This is a genomic window from Mucilaginibacter sp. PPCGB 2223 (assembly GCF_001705515.1).
Taxonomy (GTDB): domain Bacteria; phylum Bacteroidota; class Bacteroidia; order Sphingobacteriales; family Sphingobacteriaceae; genus Mucilaginibacter.
Genome location: NZ_MDJS01000001.1, coordinates 1,654,066 through 1,671,976, shown reverse-complemented (window position 1 = coordinate 1,671,976; position 17,911 = coordinate 1,654,066). Strand labels below are relative to the sequence as shown.

Genomic DNA, 17,911 nt, shown 5'->3' with positions numbered 1-17,911 from the left:
GGAAAGTTATCCTATAATTTTCTGGCCAGCCTGTTTTTACGCGTCTGGGATATGGCAACGCCTATGTGATAAAGTGCCAGAAATAGTTTGGGGCTAAAATAAGCCAGCGCGTATTTAAATTTAAAGGATGGCGTAGGCTCCCGGTTAAAATCGCGGCGCAGGCCGGCAATTATTTCTTTGTAAGGCTGATCGGCAGTGCCAAAGCACAAGCGCCATATATATACGCCTTCGGCGTAATGATAAACAGTATCCGCCGCCGATTCGCCCCAGCGTTCGATCAAAACATCTTTAAAGGTATAATCAACCAGCTTGTGCGATGATATCCGCGTATCGGGATGCAGGTTGATCATGACCAGCGGGCCGGGTATTGATTTTACTTTCAGATCGAGTTCAATAACTCTCCTGCACAGGTCATAATCGTCCATGCGGCTTTGCGCCTCATCAAAATACAGGTCGTTCTCTTTAAATATGCTGCGGTTTATCGCTATCGATGAGCACGACATCATCATCAGTTTTTCGGTATGCAGCTTTTTGTTGTAATGGTAATACCTGTACATTTTAAAAGGGTAGGGGTATATCTTTGAGTATCCTGCACAATACAATAACGCCAGTTCGGGGTCGGCCAGCATTTCGTCTACGCGTATGCTCAGGCTGTCAGCCAGCAGTTCGTCGTCGTCATCTAAAAAAAAGATCAGGTTACCTATGGTTGCCGCCATGCCATCGTTACGTGCCCCCGAAGCGAATTTTTTATTGCTGTGGATATAGATCCAATTAATGTCGGCGTACTGTAGCTCAAACTCCGCCACGGTTTGTTTTACCTGGAGGCTGTTCTGTTCATCAGTGTTGTTATCTACCACACAAACCTCAAAATGCCTGTAGGTTTGCTTAACTACAGACTGTAACGCGCGTACTAATAGATACGGACGATTTTTGGTTGGAATAATGACCGATAAAATTGCAGGCTGGGTTACATCCATACTGTACGGGTAACGTTCGGGTTTTAACAGATGCGAATATAACATGTTGCCCGCTGCATATACAATTTGTTTTATCAAGGGGTTTATGATAAACAATGGATTATGTTTTGATGTAAATATTACTGTACATTACAGTATGGTAACTATTAATTAATTTGTATTATTGCAATCAAAACCCATAATCTTTTTAAAAACTGTTATTACCCCAACCAAGGATTTCCGCCAGGCCATAATAAAATGTGTATCAGCAAACGATTTCTCCTATTTCTACTTCTTTTCGTTTTTCTTGATCAATCTGCAGTGTTTGCGCAGGCTATAGGCAGGCAGCTACCGGTCGATACCTCAAAACTTGGGAAAGGAAACGGAAACACTGGGATACCCAATCCTAATAAAGTGGATGTTGAACCAACGGTTATTGCTCCAGTAAACAGGACACCCGTAAAAAACGACTATCAAACTGTTGCTAAGTTGCCTACTTCGGAGGTATTTGGCGCATCTTTTTTTACAAATGAGTCTTTATCCTTTGAGCCAAACCTGCGTATCGGCATTCCGCCAAATTATATACTCGGTCCGGATGACGAATTAACGATCAATGTGTCGGGCTATCAGGAAATGAATATTAAGACCCCGGTACAGCCCGAAGGCTCTGTTTTTATACCACAGGTAGGCGCCGTTAACGTAAATGGCCTTACTATCGAAGATGCAATTGCACGTATCCGCGATAAAATGTCGCAAACAGCGTACCCCTCGTTAAGAGTGGGTTCGTCAAAGCTCTCTGTAACATTAAGTAAGATACGCAGTATTCATATCACAGCCGTAGGGGCTGCCAAATCGGGTAATTTTACAATTTCGTCTTTATCAAGCCTGTTTAATTCACTCTACTTGTGCGGTGGGCCCGGCGCCATTAATACCTATCGTAATATCGAACTCATCAGGAACAACAAAGTTATTCAGCATATTGATATTTACCAGTTTTTAACACGTGGCGATCAAAGAGGCAACGTATCCCTGCGCGAAAACGACGTGATCAATTTCCCGGTTTACAAAAAACGGGTAACCGTAAACGGAGCTGTAAAAAGGCCCGGGATTTTTGAACTAAAGGACGGCGAAACCCTCGACGATTTGTTGTTTTTTGCCGGAGGCTATACCGATAAAGCTTATAAAGCAAGTATCAAGGTAAAGCAAAACACTGATACAGAAAGAAAAATCAGGACTGTATTTAAGCAGGGAATATCCACATATGTACCAACAGATGGTGATGAGTTTGATGTCGAAGAAATATTAAATACCGTTGAAAATGCGGTAAGTATTAAAGGAGCAGTATACAGGCCCGGCGAATTCGAACTGACGCCCGGTTTAACCATCAGTGCATTGATTAAGCACGCAGGCGGTTTACGGGAGAACGTTTTTACCGATAGAGCGACTTTAACCCGGACACATCCTGACGGCACAATGGAAAATTTTACATTTAATGTAGCCAGTGTGATGAAAGGAGGTGCTGATGATATGCAGCTTATTAAAAGGGATGTTATTAACATCGCTACAATCAACGAATTTAAAAGTATATATACGGTAAATATAACCGGAGAGGTAAGAAAACCAGGCTCATTCCCATATCAGGAAAACCTCTCATTGCGGGATCTGTTTTTTCTGGCAGGCGGTTTTACCGACGCAGCATCATCATATCATGTCGAAATAGGCCGGCGCATTATTAACGAACGCACAAACCGCGATGCCGATTCGATAGCGACTGTTTATGATGTTAACATCGAAAAAGCGCTTAACATCGAAAACGATAAATTTATTCTGAGACCCTTTGATATAGTTACTGTTCGTAAAAATCCGGGCTATACAGAGCAAAGGACTGTAAACGTTAGCGGTGAAGTAAATTATCCGGGCGCGTATACTATCGGGTCGAAAAAAGAAAGGGTAAGCGACCTGATTAAACGGGCCGGCGGTTTAACTGCTTTAGCTAATCCTAATGGCGTATTTCTCATCAGAAGTACGCCCGAGGTAAATGATTCGCAAAAACAAGCCGCTAAACTTATACAAAGCAGTATTAAAGATACAAGTGTCAAGGTTCTGGAAGACATAACCCGGACTAATTTTAGAATCCCGATAGAAGTTAAGACAGTTTTAAGCAATCCGGGTTCATTACAGGATTATATACTGGAGGACCATGACGAAATACAAGTTTCGAAGTTTGACCCACTGGTAAAATTAAGCGGCGAAGTTTTGATATCGACTAAAACCGGGTTTGTTGAAGGCAAAAGCATACAGTATTATTTATCACAGGCCGGAGGGACAACCGATAATGCCCGCCGCTCAAAAATTTATGTATTATATGCCAATGGGCACATTAAACGGACAAAAAATGGTGTTTTCGGTATATTCCGGTCATATCCAAAAGTAGAAGAAGGATCGGAGATAGTAGTGCCTAAAAAAATGGAGAAAAAGGGTGTCGACGTAGGCTCTACAGTAAGCACCCTGGGTACATTAATTTCGCTGATATCTTTAGTTGTAGTTACCATTTCAACCATAAAAAAGTAAGATGGCCGAATTATTCAATAAGAATGTTATAAGGCTTTGGCGGGTACGGATATTCCGGGTGGGGTTTTACCTCTTTAAAAAATGGTACTTTATCCTCCTGGCCATAGTTGCCGGTGGGGGGTATGGATATTATAAGATGTCGAAAGTAGTACCTACTTACAGTGCTACTTTTACGTTTGTGCTATCAACCGATCAAACCGGCCGAAGTGGGGCATTAGCTGGTTTGGCAGCGCAATTGGGTGTTGATGGCCTGACCACCGGGCCCGATAACATTTTTTCGGGTGACAATATTATCGAATTGTTCAAATCGCGTAAACTGATCGGGGCCGGCCTTCAGTCAGAGATAGACCGGCAAACCCATCAAACATTGCTAAATTATATTGCACAAAAGCAATTTAATGCACGTTATAAAAAACTTGGCCCGTTTGGTACCAATCCCGATACCTATACACAAGCGCAAACCGGTTTATACAGATCTGTTATCAGCTCAGTGGCGAGTTCGTTCCTGGTATTCAAAAAAGATAAAAAGTTAATATTTTACAATATCACAGCAACTTCAGCAGATGCCAAAACTGCCTATTTTGTGGCTAAGGAAATGCTTGATCAAACTTCTCAATATTTTATTGATACCAAAACCAGGGTTTCGGCTACCAGCGTAAGATTGCTCAAACAGGAAGCCGACAGCCTTGCCACGGTTTTGAGCAAAAACTACAGTGCCACAGCATCTATGAACGACAGAACCTATAATCTCAATCCATCGGTAACGGTACAGCGTTCGGGCCTGCAATTTAACATAGCTAAAGCAAATGCACTGGCAGGAGCATATACCGAAGTTATGCGTAACCTTGAAGTGGCTAAAATGAACCTGCAAAAGGAAACACCGCTATACCGTATTATCGACGAACCCGAACTACCGCTCTATGCGGCGGGAGTCAATAAATTAAGATACACTGTTTTTACTGCCGGGATTGCATTTATATTGGTTATAATCCTGCTTATTGTGTTACGCTTTCATAAAAGCATTCTATCATTACTTAAATAATTAAAATGACCGGAGATTTTACACCCCATATAGGGATAATTGGATTAGGTTACGTAGGCTTACCGCTGGCCGTTGAGTTCGGTAAAAAATATCCGGTTACAGGTTTTGACATCAATACCCAAAGAATCGAGGAGTTATCGGCAGGCAACGACCATACACTCGAAACAGACGCGGAAGAGTTAAGAAATGTAGCACGAAAGGAAGATTCGGCCCAAGGTGTATTTTTTACCACTGATAAAAGCTCTTTACACAACTGCAATGTATTTATTGTTACAGTGCCAACACCGGTCGACCGGTATAACAACCCCGATCTTACCCCTTTGCTAAAAGCAACCGAAACAGTTGCCCAGGCGTTAAAAAAAGACGACATTGTTATTTACGAATCAACAGTTTACCCGGGTTGTACCGAAGAAGCCTGCATTCCCATTTTGGAGAAAAACTCTGGCCTGGTGTTTAATGCCGATTTTTTCTGTGGTTATTCGCCCGAAAGGATAAACCCGGGCGATAAAACCCGGACATTGCCTAATATAAAAAAAGTAACATCGGGTTCAACTAAACAATCGGCGCAATTGATTGATGATCTGTACTCGTCCATAATCCCGGCGGGTACACACCTGGCCCCTTCGATAAAAGTGGCCGAAGCAGCCAAGGTTATTGAAAATGCACAACGCGATATCAACATCGCCTTTGTAAACGAGCTTTCAAAAATATTCACATTGCTTGGCATCGATACCAACCAGGTGTTGGAAGCCGCTTCGACCAAATGGAATTTTTTATCATTCAAACCAGGCCTGGTTGGTGGACATTGTATCGGTGTCGACCCGTATTACCTGGCACAAAAAGCTATATCTGTAGGATATTATCCTGAAATTATTTTATCGGGCAGGCGCATCAACGATAGCATGGGCACTTACATTGCCGATAAGGTAGTTAAACTGATGCTCAAAAAACAGATCAACGTTTGGCATTCGGACATTTTGGTGCTGGGTATTACCTTTAAGGAAAACTGCCCGGATGTTCGCAATACCAAAGTGGTGGATGTGATCAGGGAACTTAAATCGTACAAAGCCAACATAACAGTATTTGATCCATGGGCGAGTTGCGCACAAGTAAAACAGGAGTATGGGATAGATTGTGTGGACAAATTACCCGCTGATAAAACTTACGATGCTATTATTCTGGCCGTAAGTCATGCCGAACTCATTAAACTTAATTTGAAATCTATGTTGAAACAACCCGGAGTGCTTTATGATGTTAAGGGTGTTTTAGATACTGAGATGGTTGATGGCCGCTTATAACGATGATAGCCGTCAACAAACGACGGCTTTATAATAATGAAAACTGAAACTATTTATTTTCCAGGGCTAAACGGTTTACGTGCCATATCTGCTATTGCTGTGGTGATATTCCATGTTTCGTTAAATGCAAAAGCATTTAATTTGAACTCATCTTATCTGGTTAAATTAGAGAATGGCTACCCACTGGGTGCATTCTTAGGTAGTTATGGTGTAAGTATTTTTTTTGCATTAAGCGGTTTTTTAATTACCTACCTGCTACAGGCCGAAAAACAGAAACAAGAAATTGATATTAAGAAATTCTACCTTAGAAGAATATTGCGAATCTGGCCCCTTTACTATTTGTATCTGTTTATAAGCATACTTGTTATAAATTACTGGGGATTAGGCATAAATTTCACGGCATTATTACTGTATATTTTTTATGCTGCAAATCTTCCGTTCGCCTTAGGGTTATCTTTGCCTTTGCTGTATCACTATTGGTCTTTGGGTATCGAAGAACAATTTTATATATTCTGGCCTTGGCTAAACAAAAAAATAAATTCGTTAATTAAAATTTGTATAGCTTTAATAATAGTTTTGCTCGTTGTAAAACTATTGGTGCATTTTGCTTACCAAAACTCACTTGCTGATAGAATACTTCATTATGCAAGGTTTCAATGCTTGATTATTGGAGCCTTGGGTTCTCTTTTGTATAAACAAGATAACCTACTGCTGCTACGGATCATGGATAATAAAGTTTCTCAATTGATATGCTGGGGAATTATGTTTTTAGCAGCTGTTAACAGGTTTCATATTGCTACAGTCATAGATGATGAGATCATATCTGTTGTGGCTTTATGTTTAATTATAGGACAAATCAACGTCAAAAACAGGATTATAAACTTGGATACTCCTATATTTAATTTTCTTGGTCAGATATCGTATGGAATATATGTCATACATCCAGTACTAATTTTCTTGTTAGCCAAGTGCCTATCAGACTTACCGATATCACAGCCTTATAAATATTGCCAGGCTTATTTAGGCGTATTGGTGGGCACCATTGGTATTTCTTATTTGTCTTTTACATATTTCGAAAAATATTTTTTGAAATTAAAGGAAAAATTTGCCGTGGTGCGAAGTTCTGCCCAAAGCCCAATTTGAAATAAGTAATATGTACGAGACTCCTTACCACAATGTTAATTTGAGCCAGCACAGTTTCTTGGTTACTGGCGGCGCCGGGTTTATCGGGGCAAACCTGGTCGAATATCTTTTAAAATACGGCGCAGGTAAGGTACGCGTGCTTGATAACTTCTCGACCGGATTTATGCAGAATATCGAAGCGTTTAAAACCAACCCGGCGTTTGAACTGATTGAAGGAGATATCCGCGATTTTGAAACCTGCAAAACAGCCGTTGACGGTATTGATTATGTTAGTCACCAGGCCGCATTAGGGTCGGTGCCAAGGTCTATTGCCGACCCGCTAACTACTAACGCCGTAAACATAACTGGCTTTTTAAATTTGCTTTATGCTATAAAAGAAACGGGAACTGTTAAACGGCTTATCTATGCTGCATCTTCATCAACCTATGGAGATAGTAAAGAGCTTCCCAAAGTTGAAGCGCGTATAGGTAAACCTTTATCTCCATATGCGGTAACCAAATATGTTAACGAGTTATATGCCGATGTTTTTGCACGTACTTATGGTATCGAAACGATAGGGTTACGGTATTTTAACATATTCGGCCCGAAGCAGAGCCCTGCAGGCGAATATGCAGCAGTTATTCCATTATTCATTAAAGCTGCAAAGGAAGGCAGGGGCGCAGCGATTAATGGCGACGGACGGCAAACCCGCGATTTTACTTACGTTGAAAATGCCGTACAAGCAAATATTAAGGCTTTATTTGTTGAAAATAAAGATGCAGTTAATGAGGTATATAACATCGCCTGCGGAGGACAAACATCACTAAATGAGCTTTGGCTGTTAATAACCGGTATAGCAGGTAAAGATATTTTACCTGTTTACAGGCAGGCGAGGGCAGGAGACGTGCGGGATAGCAAAGCCCAGATAAAAAAAGCAATGCAACTGATAGGATATCAGCCTTTGGTAGATTTACAGGAGCAATTAAAACTTGTATTCGGGTTATTTGATTAAGATGAAACGTATTTTCGCAATTTTGATACGAACCTCAGGTAAACTGTATTTAAAGTTGACCAACATATTGAGGATTACATACTTGCGTTTAAAATATCCCGGGGCAGATATTGATTTCAAATCAAAAATTGCTAAAAACTGTCATATAATCTGTGTTGATGGCGGTACACTGAAGCTTAGAAATACTTCATTGGCACCAGGGACCCATTTATTTGCAGATAAAGGATCCAGACTTGAGGTATATGATTCTGTTATCGGGCAAAACTGTGTCATAGTTGCAAAAGATTGTATCGTTATTAACCCAGGTTGTGCAATTGCCGAGATGGTTGTTATCAGGGATCAGAATCATATGGTGGATACCGGCAGTAAGACAGATGTATTCTCGCAATACGATACCGGCAAAATAGAAATACACGAAAATGTTTGGATAGCAGCGAAAGCCACAATTTTAAAAAACGTAACTATTGGCAAATATGCTGTAATAGCTGCATCGGCAGTGGTTACAAAAGATGTTCCCGGATACCAGATATGGGCTGGCATACCAGCAAAATTTTTAAAGTATGTTAATCAATAACACCGTATTTAAATTATCATACCTGCGCAATCTACATAAAAGCAAAACTTTTAGAGCATTCAGCATTTATTTTTCGACTACATTTTTATCGAAGGTTTTCTATTTTGCATCTTTCATACTTTTTTCCCATTACCTGACTAAGGACGATCTCGGGCATTTAAGTATATATAATAACTCCATAACCCTTTTAACCGGTTTTACTACCTGGGGGATAATTTATAATATCAACACTAATTTTTTCAGGCAAAAGCCTGATGAATTCGGTACAACCTTTAAGTCTGTTCTGATTCTGCCTGTTATAAACATTACCGTGTTGATGGCCCTGTTATATCTGACGCTCGATATAACTGTGAAGAAGTTTGGTTTTTTACCTGCTTTTTTTTGGATGATACCATTAACCTTGCTTTTTAATTTTTTAAGTGATGTTGGCCTTAACATGCTGCGCAATAATTTAATGCAAAAAGAGTTTGCTTATGCATCGGGCGCAGAGCTGGGTATCGAATTGTTATTGGCCACCGTATTGATTGTATGGTTTCATTTTGGTTGGCAGGCCAGAATAATCAGCATAATTATCAGCTCTTTTTTTCCAACAATTTTTTTTATTTATTTTTTTTATAAGAGAGGTTACTTTAAAGGCCGCCTTGATGTTGTACATTGGAAAACCGAACTGCTGGCATTTGTGCCTATAATAATTATGCAGGTTTGTATTTTCATGCTCACCGGCTCAACTAATTTTTTTATCAGTTATTTTGAGAACATATCACGGACAGGTTTATTTTCAGTAGCTACAAATTTCTCCTCAATAATTATCGTAGTAAGCAACGCAGTTTCACTCACGCTTATCCCGCCGATGTATAAAGACCTGGCCGAGCACAAATCATTTGATGTAGTGCTTCCTAAATTTTATCAATATTTGTTGTTGCAACTTGTTTTTTTTGTAGCGATATGTGTTTTTATATGGGTGGCATATACCTATCTCATCAATAAAAACTTTTACGTAACAATGAAGTATGCGTATATTACATTAATTGGCTGTTTTTTGTGGACATTGTGTAATTTTTTTCTCACCATATTTCTCTTCCTCAAAATGTTTAAAATGATTCTGGTGGTTTCAGCAGTTTCAATTGCCTTTACTTTTTGCGCTAATTATTACCTGATAAAAAAATATTCATTTTTAGGTGCTTCGCTTTCAACGGTAATAACAAATTTATTCTTGTTTTTACTGATGATTGCCATTTACAGGTTTATAGTTGCCGGCAAAATTAAAACCAGTTTAAGTAACCATTAAAAAATATGCGTGTTGTATTTATTCTGTATAACATTTATAAATCATTAGGCATTGAATGGTTAACAACTGGATTATTGGAAAATAATATCGAGCTGCATTTTATATTGATTAACGATGATGTTAGCGATATGGAGTTGTTTTTACAAGATCTAAATGTGCCGGTGACCCGTGTGAAATATAAAGGCAAGGCTCAGGCTCTGGTTTTGCTGTATAAATTGTATCTCCAATTACACCATATAAAGCCCGATATTGTCCATACCCATCTGCGTCAGGCTGATATATTAGGGCAAATGGCTGCATATCTATCGCGGATAAAAAAACGTATCTATACCCGTCACAGCTCAACGCTAAACCACGTATTCCATAAAAAAGCAGTGCTGGCAGATAAAATGGTAAACTTTTTGGCTACCGACATTATTGCCATATCTGATGTTACAAGGCAGGTGTTAATTAAAATGGAAGGTGTTAATGAAGCAAAGGTTACTTTGATTCATCATGGGTTTGATTTGGCTGCTTTTGACAATGTTGATGCCGAAAGGGTAACTTTATTGCGAAACAAATATGGTTTTCGCAACGATCATCGAATAGTGGGGGTGATTGCAAGATACACTAAATTTAAAGGCCATGAATATATCATACCAGCGTTAGCCAAGCTGAAAGAAAAGTTTCCCGATCTGCATTTTGTGTTTGCAAATACTGCGGGCGAATACGCTACGACCGTAAGGCAGTTGTTAACCGAATATTTACCCCGGGATAGCTATACCGAAATATCGTTTGAGGCCGATATACAGGCGCTTTACAAGCTGTTGGATATATATATACACGTGCCGATTGACGACAAGCTTGAGGCATTCGGGCAAACATATGTTGAGGCATTGGCATCGGGGGTGCCATCGGTATTTACATTATCGGGTATTGGCAATGAGTTTATAACAGACGAAGAAAACGCACTGGTTGTCGGTTATAAAAACACTGCACAAATATACAATGCTGCTTACCGGTTGTTAACGGATGAGGATTTAAGGAAAAGACTGATAATCAATGGAAAAACATCGGTGCAGCAATTTGACCTTGCCTCGTTTATAAATAAAACTATACAGTTATATGAAAGCTGAAGATTTAAATCGTAACAATAATGGGCTGTTTATTTTGTAACTCTGAGAAAGTCATAGATTCCTGTTATGAGGATACTTTGTTTAATAATAAACAATTCAGGTATTTAAAATGTGCAGCATGCAATTTGGTCTACCTCAGTCCGCTGCCGGTTGCAGATGATTTCGACAAAATGTACCCTACAAGTTATCAGGGTAAGCTAATTACGTCGGCAACCGGGTGTTACGACTGGTTGTTTAAAAAGGTTGAAAATGCCGGAAAGTATGCCAGGATATTAGATTATGGTTGTGGTAATGGTAAATTTGTAGCAGAAGCAGTAGCCAAAGGATACCAGGTAACCGGCATAGAATACAATGAAGATTTAGTGCAAAGCCTTGCGCAGGCAATTCCTGGTGCTTCATTTTTAACGATAGGCGATTTTACATCGCAAACTGATTTGTATGATGTTATTTTTTTAGGTAATGTGCTCGAGCATTTAACGAACCCCTCAGAGATGTTAGCGTATTTTAAAGAGCGTTTAAGTACCGGTGGGTTGTTGATCCTGGAAGGGCCGCTCGAAGAAAACTTTACTATTGCAGGCGCTCTGAGGCGATGGTTTTTTAAGCGACGTAAAAAAAGAGGCCAAATGGCAGCTCATTTTCCGCGGCATATTTTTTATGCCGATTATAATAATCAACTGGATGTTTTAACACGGGCCGGCTTCGAAAAGATAAAATATAAAGTCGGCGAAAAGACCTGGCCATTTCCTGCAACATTGCGCGAATGCACATCAGTAAAGAGCGTCGTGTTTTTGTTGATCGGGTGGTTCTCGATCGGTTTAGGGTGGTTTATTCCACATAACGGCAACTTGTTTTTTTACATAGGCAGGTCGATATCAGAGCCGGTTATCGGCCATAAAGTGGCCGAACAAGCAATTGTGGTAAAATGAAAAAGCATGTAAAGATTATCCACCGGTTAGTTGCCTATCTGGGTATCGAGGGCTTTTTTGTTGCAGCTAAAAAGTATTTGCCATGGCTTATTAAATTCATCCCGCTGCATACTGCGTATAAAAAGGCTGCGCACCGGTTGGTAAAGCGCGATGGTGTATTCTTTAATGTTTTGCTCAGTGACTATATGCAATGGTATGTGTTTGCCGATATTGAAGATCTATCGTGGCGAAAGGCTACCCAATATGTGGCTAACAATAGTATAATTATTGATGTTGGTGCAAATTGCGGCGCTTTTGCTTTAAAGCTTGCCCAATATGCGCATAAAAGCCAGATCAGCAACTTTAAAATCTATGCCTTTGAACCTAACCCGCTTGTTTTTGAGCAATTAACCGATAATTTACAGTTAAACCCCAATTTGCAGGCCTATGTTTATCCTGTAAATCTCGGCTTAGGCGATAAGGATGCTACACTTAATATGATCATATCAGCTGATAATACAGGAGGGGGCGCCATCACCACGGCTGAGGGGCTGGGTGAGGTGCAGATATCTGTAACATCATTGGATAAATTTGCCGGGACAGAAAATTTAACCGATGTTAAATTTATCAAGATCGATGTTGAAGGTTTTGAATCATTAGTATTAGCCGGTGCCGAAAACAGCTTAAAAAAATGGCTGCCGGGTATCCATATTGAGATAACGGATGAGTGGCTACAGAAGCATGGCTCATCTCAAAATGCAATTATCGATTATTTTACAAAATTGGGGTATGAGTTGTACGTTGAGAAAAATGATAAATTTGTTCCCATTGTAAATGCGTATAACTATATTAGCAACATATTCCAATATAATTTATTAGCAGTTTTGCCTAAAAACAGCTAATCTTTAAACTATTAAATTGTAACTAAGGGATCAAACTTTGCCAATGTTTTTAAGTGATACCAGTTCTCATCCCGAATTTTCAATTATTGTTCCCACATATAACCGAGCAAAACTAATAGGCGAAACAATTAAAAGTTTGCTTGATCAAACCTTCAAAAATTACGAGATCATAGTTGTTGATGATGGAGGAACAGATAACACCAAAGCAATAATAGAAGATATTAAGGATGAGCGTGTAGCTTATTATTGGAAACCAAATGCCGAACGGGGTGCTGCCCGGAATTACGGAGCCTCATTGGCAAAAGGCAGGTATCTTAATTTTTTTGACAGTGACGATATAGCTTATTCAAACCACCTGGAAACAGCAAGCAGGTTTATTAGTGAAAACCCCGACGTTGTGACGTTTCATTCGGGCTATGATTGGACGGATGTTAAGATGAAAAAAATACGTCCAACTGTAGCAAATACGGGTTTATTAAACAAAAAGATAATTAAGCATAATATTCTTAGCTGCAATAATGTATTTATCCGTAAGGTTGAATTTGACGAACTGAGATTTTCGGAAGACAGGAAATTGTCGGGCACCGAAGATTGGCTTTTATGGTTAAGGATAGCCTGTCGGTACGATATTTTAGGGCTGCCAACAATTACCTCGGCCATTATTGAGCATGACCTGAGAAGTATGAACATTGCCACGGGTGAGAATACATTAAAAAGAACCATGGCGTTTGACGAAAATATACGATTAGATACTTGTTTAAAACAAACCGTATATAAAAAGGCGATGGCTGAAATGTACTATCTTACTGCCTTGTATTTTAGTATTGAAGGCAGAAAACGAAGTCGGGCTATCACTTTTGCTGTTAAAGCATTTAAACTATCGCCTGTCATCATCGGCACTAAAAGAACTTTAGCCATTATAAAATACCTGTTAAAAAAGTAACTTTTCTATTGTAATGTGTGGCATAACCGGTTTTGTTGACTTCAATTGCGATAGTTCTGCTGATCTGTTGCAGGCAATGACACGAACTATGCAACATAGAGGCCCGGATGGGGAAGGGCTGTTTTTCAGGCAGCATGACAGCTTTCAGATAGGCCTTGGGCATCGCCGCTTATCAATTATTGATTTAAGCACCAATGCCGACCAGCCAATGAGCTATGACGGACTGCATGTTGTATTTAACGGAGAAATTTATAATTACGCTGAACTTAGAAACGAACTGATACTTTTAGGCCATCAGTTTAAAACACACTCGGATACGGAGGTTATATTACATTCGTGGAAAGAGTGGGGCAATGCAAGCATACATCGCTGGATAGGGATGTTTGCCATAGTTTTGTATGATGAGCAAACCAATGAAATTATAGTTATCCGAGATAGGGCAGGTGTGAAGCCTTTGTACTACTATCATAGCGACGGTTTATTTGCTTTCGCTTCAGAGCTAAAAGCTATAGTGCTCCATACGGGGTTTAAAAAGGAGATCAATAAAAATTCTGTTGCCAGTTTTTTGCAATACGGCTATGTATCGGCGCCGCACTCCATTTACAATAATACCTTTAAACTTGCGCCCGGATATCTTCTAAAACTAAATTTATCAACCCGTAAAGTATGCATTGAGCAATATTGGAATGTTTATGACTACTATAACAAGCCAAAGTTAAATATAAGTTTAGAGGATGCCATTACAGCGACCGAACCTATTTTGCAAAAGGCTTTTAAATATCGCATGGTAGCAGATGTCCCCGTAGGCATATTTTTAAGCGGGGGATATGATAGTACGTGCGTAACCGCGCTGCTACAAAAAGAGAGCACCGAAAAGTTGAAAACCTTTACCATTGGCACCATTGAAAATAAGTTGGACGAAGCGCCTTTTGCTAAACAGATAGCGACGCATTTAAATACCGACCATACCGAATATTATTGCACTGCAAAAGAAGCTCTTGAGATAATACCTGTACTACAGCATTATTATGATGAACCATTTGCCGATAGCAGTGCCATTCCAACAATGCTGGTAAGCCGTTTGGCAAGAGAAACAGTAACAGTGGCATTATCGGCCGATGCCGGTGATGAGGTGTTTGCAGGCTATAACCGTTACGACTATATAGCACGGTACGGAAAAAAGATCGCCTCAATACCCCGGCCAATACGAAGATTAACTGTGAGTGCAATGAAGACTATTTCGTCTGAAAAATTGCCCGTGCTCAATAAAATGCAAAATTTTCATAGCCGTTACAATAAGCTCCGGAATTTGTTGAATAATCCATCGACAACCGAGTTGATGAATAATCTTACACAGGCATTTACCTCCAGCGAGATCGGTCAATTATTTAGCCAACCGATACTACCGTTGTCTACCCAGCACCGGGTTATGGAGATTGATTCAGAAAGTGACCCGCTGGCTTATATGATGGCTATTGATTATGAAACTTATCTGGTCGACGATATTTTACAAAAAGTGGATCGGGCTACAATGGCTGCAAGCCTGGAAGGAAGAGAACCCTTTTTAGATCATCACATTATTGAATGGGCCGCGCAATTACCATCAGAGCTTAAGTACTATAAAGGCGATAAAAAACATATCATAAAGCAAATAGTGCATCGATATGTGCCACAGCAAATAATGGACCGCCCGAAAATGGGATTTGGCATACCGGTTGAAAAATGGCTTCGCAATGATCTGAGAGAGGTGGTTGAAGATTATTTAAGTGAGCAAAAATTGCGTAAGCACGGGTTGTTTAATATAGCGGAAGTTAGGAAAATATTGACGCAGTTTTATAATGGCAGGACTGAAAAGCACCTGCAGATATGGTATTTATTAATGTTCCAGATGTGGTATGAAATGTGGTTCTGAAACGATTAAAAAGACGGACTTTGAAAGTTTTCGATAATGACTGAAAAAGCGGTGAAACACGTTTTATATATTTCGTATGACGGGATGACTGATTCTTTGGGAGAGAGTCAGGTTATATCTTATTTAAAAGAGCTAAGCAAAAAGGGATTTAAGTTTACAATTATAAGTTTTGAAAAGAAAAAAGCCTTCGAACAGAAAAAACATGCTATTCAGAAGATAACCGATGAATGTAATATACTTTGGTGTCCGGCTATGTACACTAAAAAACCGCCGGTGATCTCAACTCTTTTCGATCTGTGGAAAATGAAAAAAATGGCGGCGGCATTAGAAAAGGAGCATCAATACGATGTTGTTCATTGCCGCAGTTATATAGCTGCAATGGCAGGGCTTTACCTGAAAAAAATTACGAAAGGAAAGATAAAGTTCATTTTCGATATGCGTGGTTTCTGGATTGAAGAGCGCGTTGAAGGAGGGATGTGGGATCTGAAAAAACCGCTGTTTAAAATAGTTTATTCTTTCTTTAAATCGCAGGAACAGAAATTTTATCAGCAATCGGACAAAATTGTCAGCCTGACTGATGCCGGTAAAGGATATATAGTTAAAGCAGAGGGGATCAATGAAAAAAAAATTGGTGTTGTACCTACATGCGTTGATTTTGAGCTTTTTAAGCTTACCGATTTACAGCAGCGCAATGATCTGAAAAAACAATTAAAAATTGATGCAGATGCCAAAGTGTTTGTTTACGCCGGGGCCGTGGGAGGGAGTTACACAACCGATTTGATATTAAAGGTTTATTATTATTATAAACTGTATTTTAAACATACACATTTGCTTTTGCTGGCAAAGGATTCCCTGAATGCGGATAGCCTTGTAACACTCGACGAGTTGGAAATCAAACCCGATGAGATAACAATAATTCAATCGCCCTTTAGAGAAGTTTACAGGTACCTTAACATTGGCAGCCTGGGGTACGTTTTTTATGCGAAGGGATGGTCAAACATAGCTCGCAGCCCAACAAAGATGGGCGAATACCTGGCTTGTGGATTGCCGACATTGGTATACGGCGATATTGGCGACGTGAATAAGCTAAAGAATGACCTTGAAATTTTCATTACTGGTGATATTTCACAGGGGAGTTGCTTTGGTTTGTTTGCAGAGATCGAAAAAAGCACAAAGGCCCCCCAGATAATGCGCAGCGAAGCATACGAGTATTGCAGCCTTGAAAAAGGCGTTAAGTTTTATGATAATATATACCATGAATTAATGGGCGAAACGGTATGATGTTTTTGAAAATAACGGTTTATTAAATAAGAAATGAAGAAAATTTTAGTCACTGGCGCTGCTGGTTTTATTGGTAGTAACCTAATCAACCAATTATTAGGCGCCGGTTTACAAGTCATAGGGATAGACAATTTTGACGATTTTTACCCAAAAGCCATAAAAGAGACCAATCTTAACACCGCTTTTAAATACACTTCATTTTCTTTTTTCAAAAGTTCAATATTGGATATAGATTCGACAGGCATGCCTGATGATATTGATTGTGTTATTCACCTGGCCGCAAAAGCCGGAATACAGCCCTCTATCAATGATCCATCAGGTTATATCGATACCAACATACAAGGCACACAGGCGATATTGAATTTTATGCAAAATAAACGCATTAAAAAACTTGTATTTGCTTCATCATCGTCGGTTTACGGAAACACGGATAAGGTGCCGTTTTTAGAAAGTGCAAAAACCGATGAGCCTATTTCGCCTTATGCTGCAACAAAAAAAGCCGGTGAGTTACTCTGTAAAACCATGCACCACTTAACCGGTATCGATATTATATGCTTAAGATTGTTTACGGTGTACGGGCCCGGGCAAAGGCCCGACCTGGCCATACACAAATTTTTTAAGTTAATAAACTCAAATAAACCTATACAGCTGTACGGCGATGGATCCACTTCGAGAGATTATACCTATGTTAGCGATATTGTTAACGGTATCAATCTTGCAGCCAATTACCTGATGGCGAATGACAATGTTTTTGAAATTGTAAATCTGGGCAACGAGTACCCTGTTTCGTTAAACGAGCTGATAAAAATTATAAAAGAAGTAGCTGAGGTACCGGTAAACATTAATATGATTGATAAAAAACCCGGCGATGTAGATATCACATACGCGGATATAACAAAGGCAAAACAATTGTTAGGATATGCTCCGTCAGTTACGATAGAGCAGGGTATAAGGAATTTTTATAATTGGTTTAGATTAAATAATCAATAA

Annotated in this window: 14 protein-coding genes; 13 read left to right on the top strand and 1 reads right to left on the bottom strand. The window is 39.5% G+C overall.

Features of this window, described 5'->3' with window-relative positions; translation table 11 throughout:
* Positions 1–11: 11 nt before the first annotated feature.
* Complete coding sequence (locus BEL04_RS07175) at positions 12–1,022, bottom strand: glycosyltransferase family A protein (RefSeq protein ID WP_139112941.1); 1,011 nt, start codon at positions 1,020–1,022, stop codon at positions 12–14.
* Positions 1,023–1,277: 255 nt separating this feature from the next.
* Here BEL04_RS07175 and BEL04_RS07170 point away from each other — a divergent pair, with 255 nt between their 5' ends.
* From BEL04_RS07170 to BEL04_RS07105, 13 genes are all read left to right on the top strand, one after another.
* Positions 1,278–3,527: an SLBB domain-containing protein gene (locus BEL04_RS07170; RefSeq protein WP_066001755.1), complete on the top strand. Its 2,250-nt coding sequence runs from the start codon at positions 1,278–1,280 to the stop codon at positions 3,525–3,527.
* A gap of 1 nt (position 3,528) precedes the next feature.
* Complete coding sequence (locus tag BEL04_RS07165; protein ID WP_066001753.1) at positions 3,529–4,569, top strand: hypothetical protein; 1,041 nt, start codon at positions 3,529–3,531, stop codon at positions 4,567–4,569.
* 5 nt (positions 4,570–4,574) lie between these two features.
* Positions 4,575–5,867: a nucleotide sugar dehydrogenase gene (locus BEL04_RS07160; RefSeq protein ID WP_066001751.1), complete on the top strand. Its 1,293-nt coding sequence runs from the start codon at positions 4,575–4,577 to the stop codon at positions 5,865–5,867.
* A 36-nt stretch (positions 5,868–5,903) separates the two neighbouring features.
* On the top strand, positions 5,904–7,010 hold the full coding sequence (locus tag BEL04_RS07155; protein ID WP_066001749.1) for an acyltransferase: 1,107 nt from the start codon (positions 5,904–5,906) through the stop codon (positions 7,008–7,010).
* A gap of 10 nt (positions 7,011–7,020) precedes the next feature.
* Positions 7,021–8,001 carry an SDR family oxidoreductase gene (locus BEL04_RS07150; protein ID WP_066001747.1) on the top strand — a complete coding sequence of 327 codons (981 nt, stop codon included), beginning with the start codon at positions 7,021–7,023 and terminating at the stop codon, positions 7,999–8,001.
* Position 8,002: 1 nt separating this feature from the next.
* Complete coding sequence (locus BEL04_RS07145) at positions 8,003–8,575, top strand: acyltransferase (protein WP_066001745.1); 573 nt, start codon at positions 8,003–8,005, stop codon at positions 8,573–8,575.
* A 1,362-nt stretch (positions 8,576–9,937) separates the two neighbouring features.
* Positions 9,938–10,978 carry a glycosyltransferase family 4 protein gene (locus BEL04_RS07135; RefSeq protein WP_175404012.1) on the top strand — a complete coding sequence of 347 codons (1,041 nt, stop codon included), beginning with the start codon at positions 9,938–9,940 and terminating at the stop codon, positions 10,976–10,978.
* Positions 10,979–11,148: 170 nt separating this feature from the next.
* Positions 11,149–11,904 carry a bifunctional 2-polyprenyl-6-hydroxyphenol methylase/3-demethylubiquinol 3-O-methyltransferase UbiG gene (locus tag BEL04_RS07130; RefSeq protein ID WP_175404011.1) on the top strand — a complete coding sequence of 252 codons (756 nt, stop codon included), beginning with the start codon at positions 11,149–11,151 and terminating at the stop codon, positions 11,902–11,904.
* Positions 11,901–12,785, top strand: coding sequence for an FkbM family methyltransferase (locus tag BEL04_RS07125; RefSeq protein ID WP_066001736.1), 885 nt, complete (start codon positions 11,901–11,903; stop codon positions 12,783–12,785). Before BEL04_RS07130 ends, BEL04_RS07125 begins: the two co-directional genes overlap by 4 nt.
* A 43-nt stretch (positions 12,786–12,828) precedes the next feature.
* The gene (locus BEL04_RS07120; RefSeq protein WP_066001734.1) at positions 12,829–13,728 is read left to right on the top strand and encodes a glycosyltransferase family A protein; all 900 of its coding nucleotides are present in this window, start codon (positions 12,829–12,831) and stop codon (positions 13,726–13,728) included.
* Between the two features lie 13 nt (positions 13,729–13,741).
* Complete coding sequence (gene asnB / locus BEL04_RS07115; RefSeq protein WP_066001732.1) at positions 13,742–15,640, top strand: asparagine synthase (glutamine-hydrolyzing); 1,899 nt, start codon at positions 13,742–13,744, stop codon at positions 15,638–15,640.
* Between the two features lie 36 nt (positions 15,641–15,676).
* Positions 15,677–16,921, top strand: a complete 1,245-nt coding sequence (locus BEL04_RS07110; protein ID WP_066001729.1) for a glycosyltransferase — start codon at positions 15,677–15,679, stop codon at positions 16,919–16,921.
* A gap of 33 nt (positions 16,922–16,954) precedes the next feature.
* A complete protein-coding gene (locus BEL04_RS07105; protein ID WP_066001727.1) occupies positions 16,955–17,911 on the top strand; it encodes a GDP-mannose 4,6-dehydratase in 957 nt (318 codons plus the stop codon).

What these genes read in the sequence shown, in the direction of transcription:
- BEL04_RS07175 (WP_139112941.1), bottom strand. Translation starts at nt 1,022, where the DNA reads ATGTTATATTCGCATCTGTTAAAACCCGAACGTTACCCGTACAGTATG.
- BEL04_RS07165 (WP_066001753.1), top strand. Translation starts at nt 3,529, where the DNA reads ATGGCCGAATTATTCAATAAGAATGTTATAAGGCTTTGGCGGGTACGG.
- BEL04_RS07160 (WP_066001751.1), top strand. Translation starts at nt 4,575, where the DNA reads ATGACCGGAGATTTTACACCCCATATAGGGATAATTGGATTAGGTTAC.
- BEL04_RS07155 (WP_066001749.1), top strand. Translation starts at nt 5,904, where the DNA reads ATGAAAACTGAAACTATTTATTTTCCAGGGCTAAACGGTTTACGTGCC.
- BEL04_RS07150 (WP_066001747.1), top strand. Translation starts at nt 7,021, where the DNA reads ATGTACGAGACTCCTTACCACAATGTTAATTTGAGCCAGCACAGTTTC.
- BEL04_RS07145 (WP_066001745.1), top strand. Translation starts at nt 8,003, where the DNA reads ATGAAACGTATTTTCGCAATTTTGATACGAACCTCAGGTAAACTGTAT.
- BEL04_RS07130 (WP_175404011.1), top strand. Translation starts at nt 11,149, where the DNA reads ATGTACCCTACAAGTTATCAGGGTAAGCTAATTACGTCGGCAACCGGG.
- BEL04_RS07125 (WP_066001736.1), top strand. Translation starts at nt 11,901, where the DNA reads ATGAAAAAGCATGTAAAGATTATCCACCGGTTAGTTGCCTATCTGGGT.
- BEL04_RS07120 (WP_066001734.1), top strand. Translation starts at nt 12,829, where the DNA reads ATGTTTTTAAGTGATACCAGTTCTCATCCCGAATTTTCAATTATTGTT.
- asnB (WP_066001732.1), top strand. Translation starts at nt 13,742, where the DNA reads ATGTGTGGCATAACCGGTTTTGTTGACTTCAATTGCGATAGTTCTGCT.
- BEL04_RS07110 (WP_066001729.1), top strand. Translation starts at nt 15,677, where the DNA reads ATGACTGAAAAAGCGGTGAAACACGTTTTATATATTTCGTATGACGGG.
- BEL04_RS07105 (WP_066001727.1), top strand. Translation starts at nt 16,955, where the DNA reads ATGAAGAAAATTTTAGTCACTGGCGCTGCTGGTTTTATTGGTAGTAAC.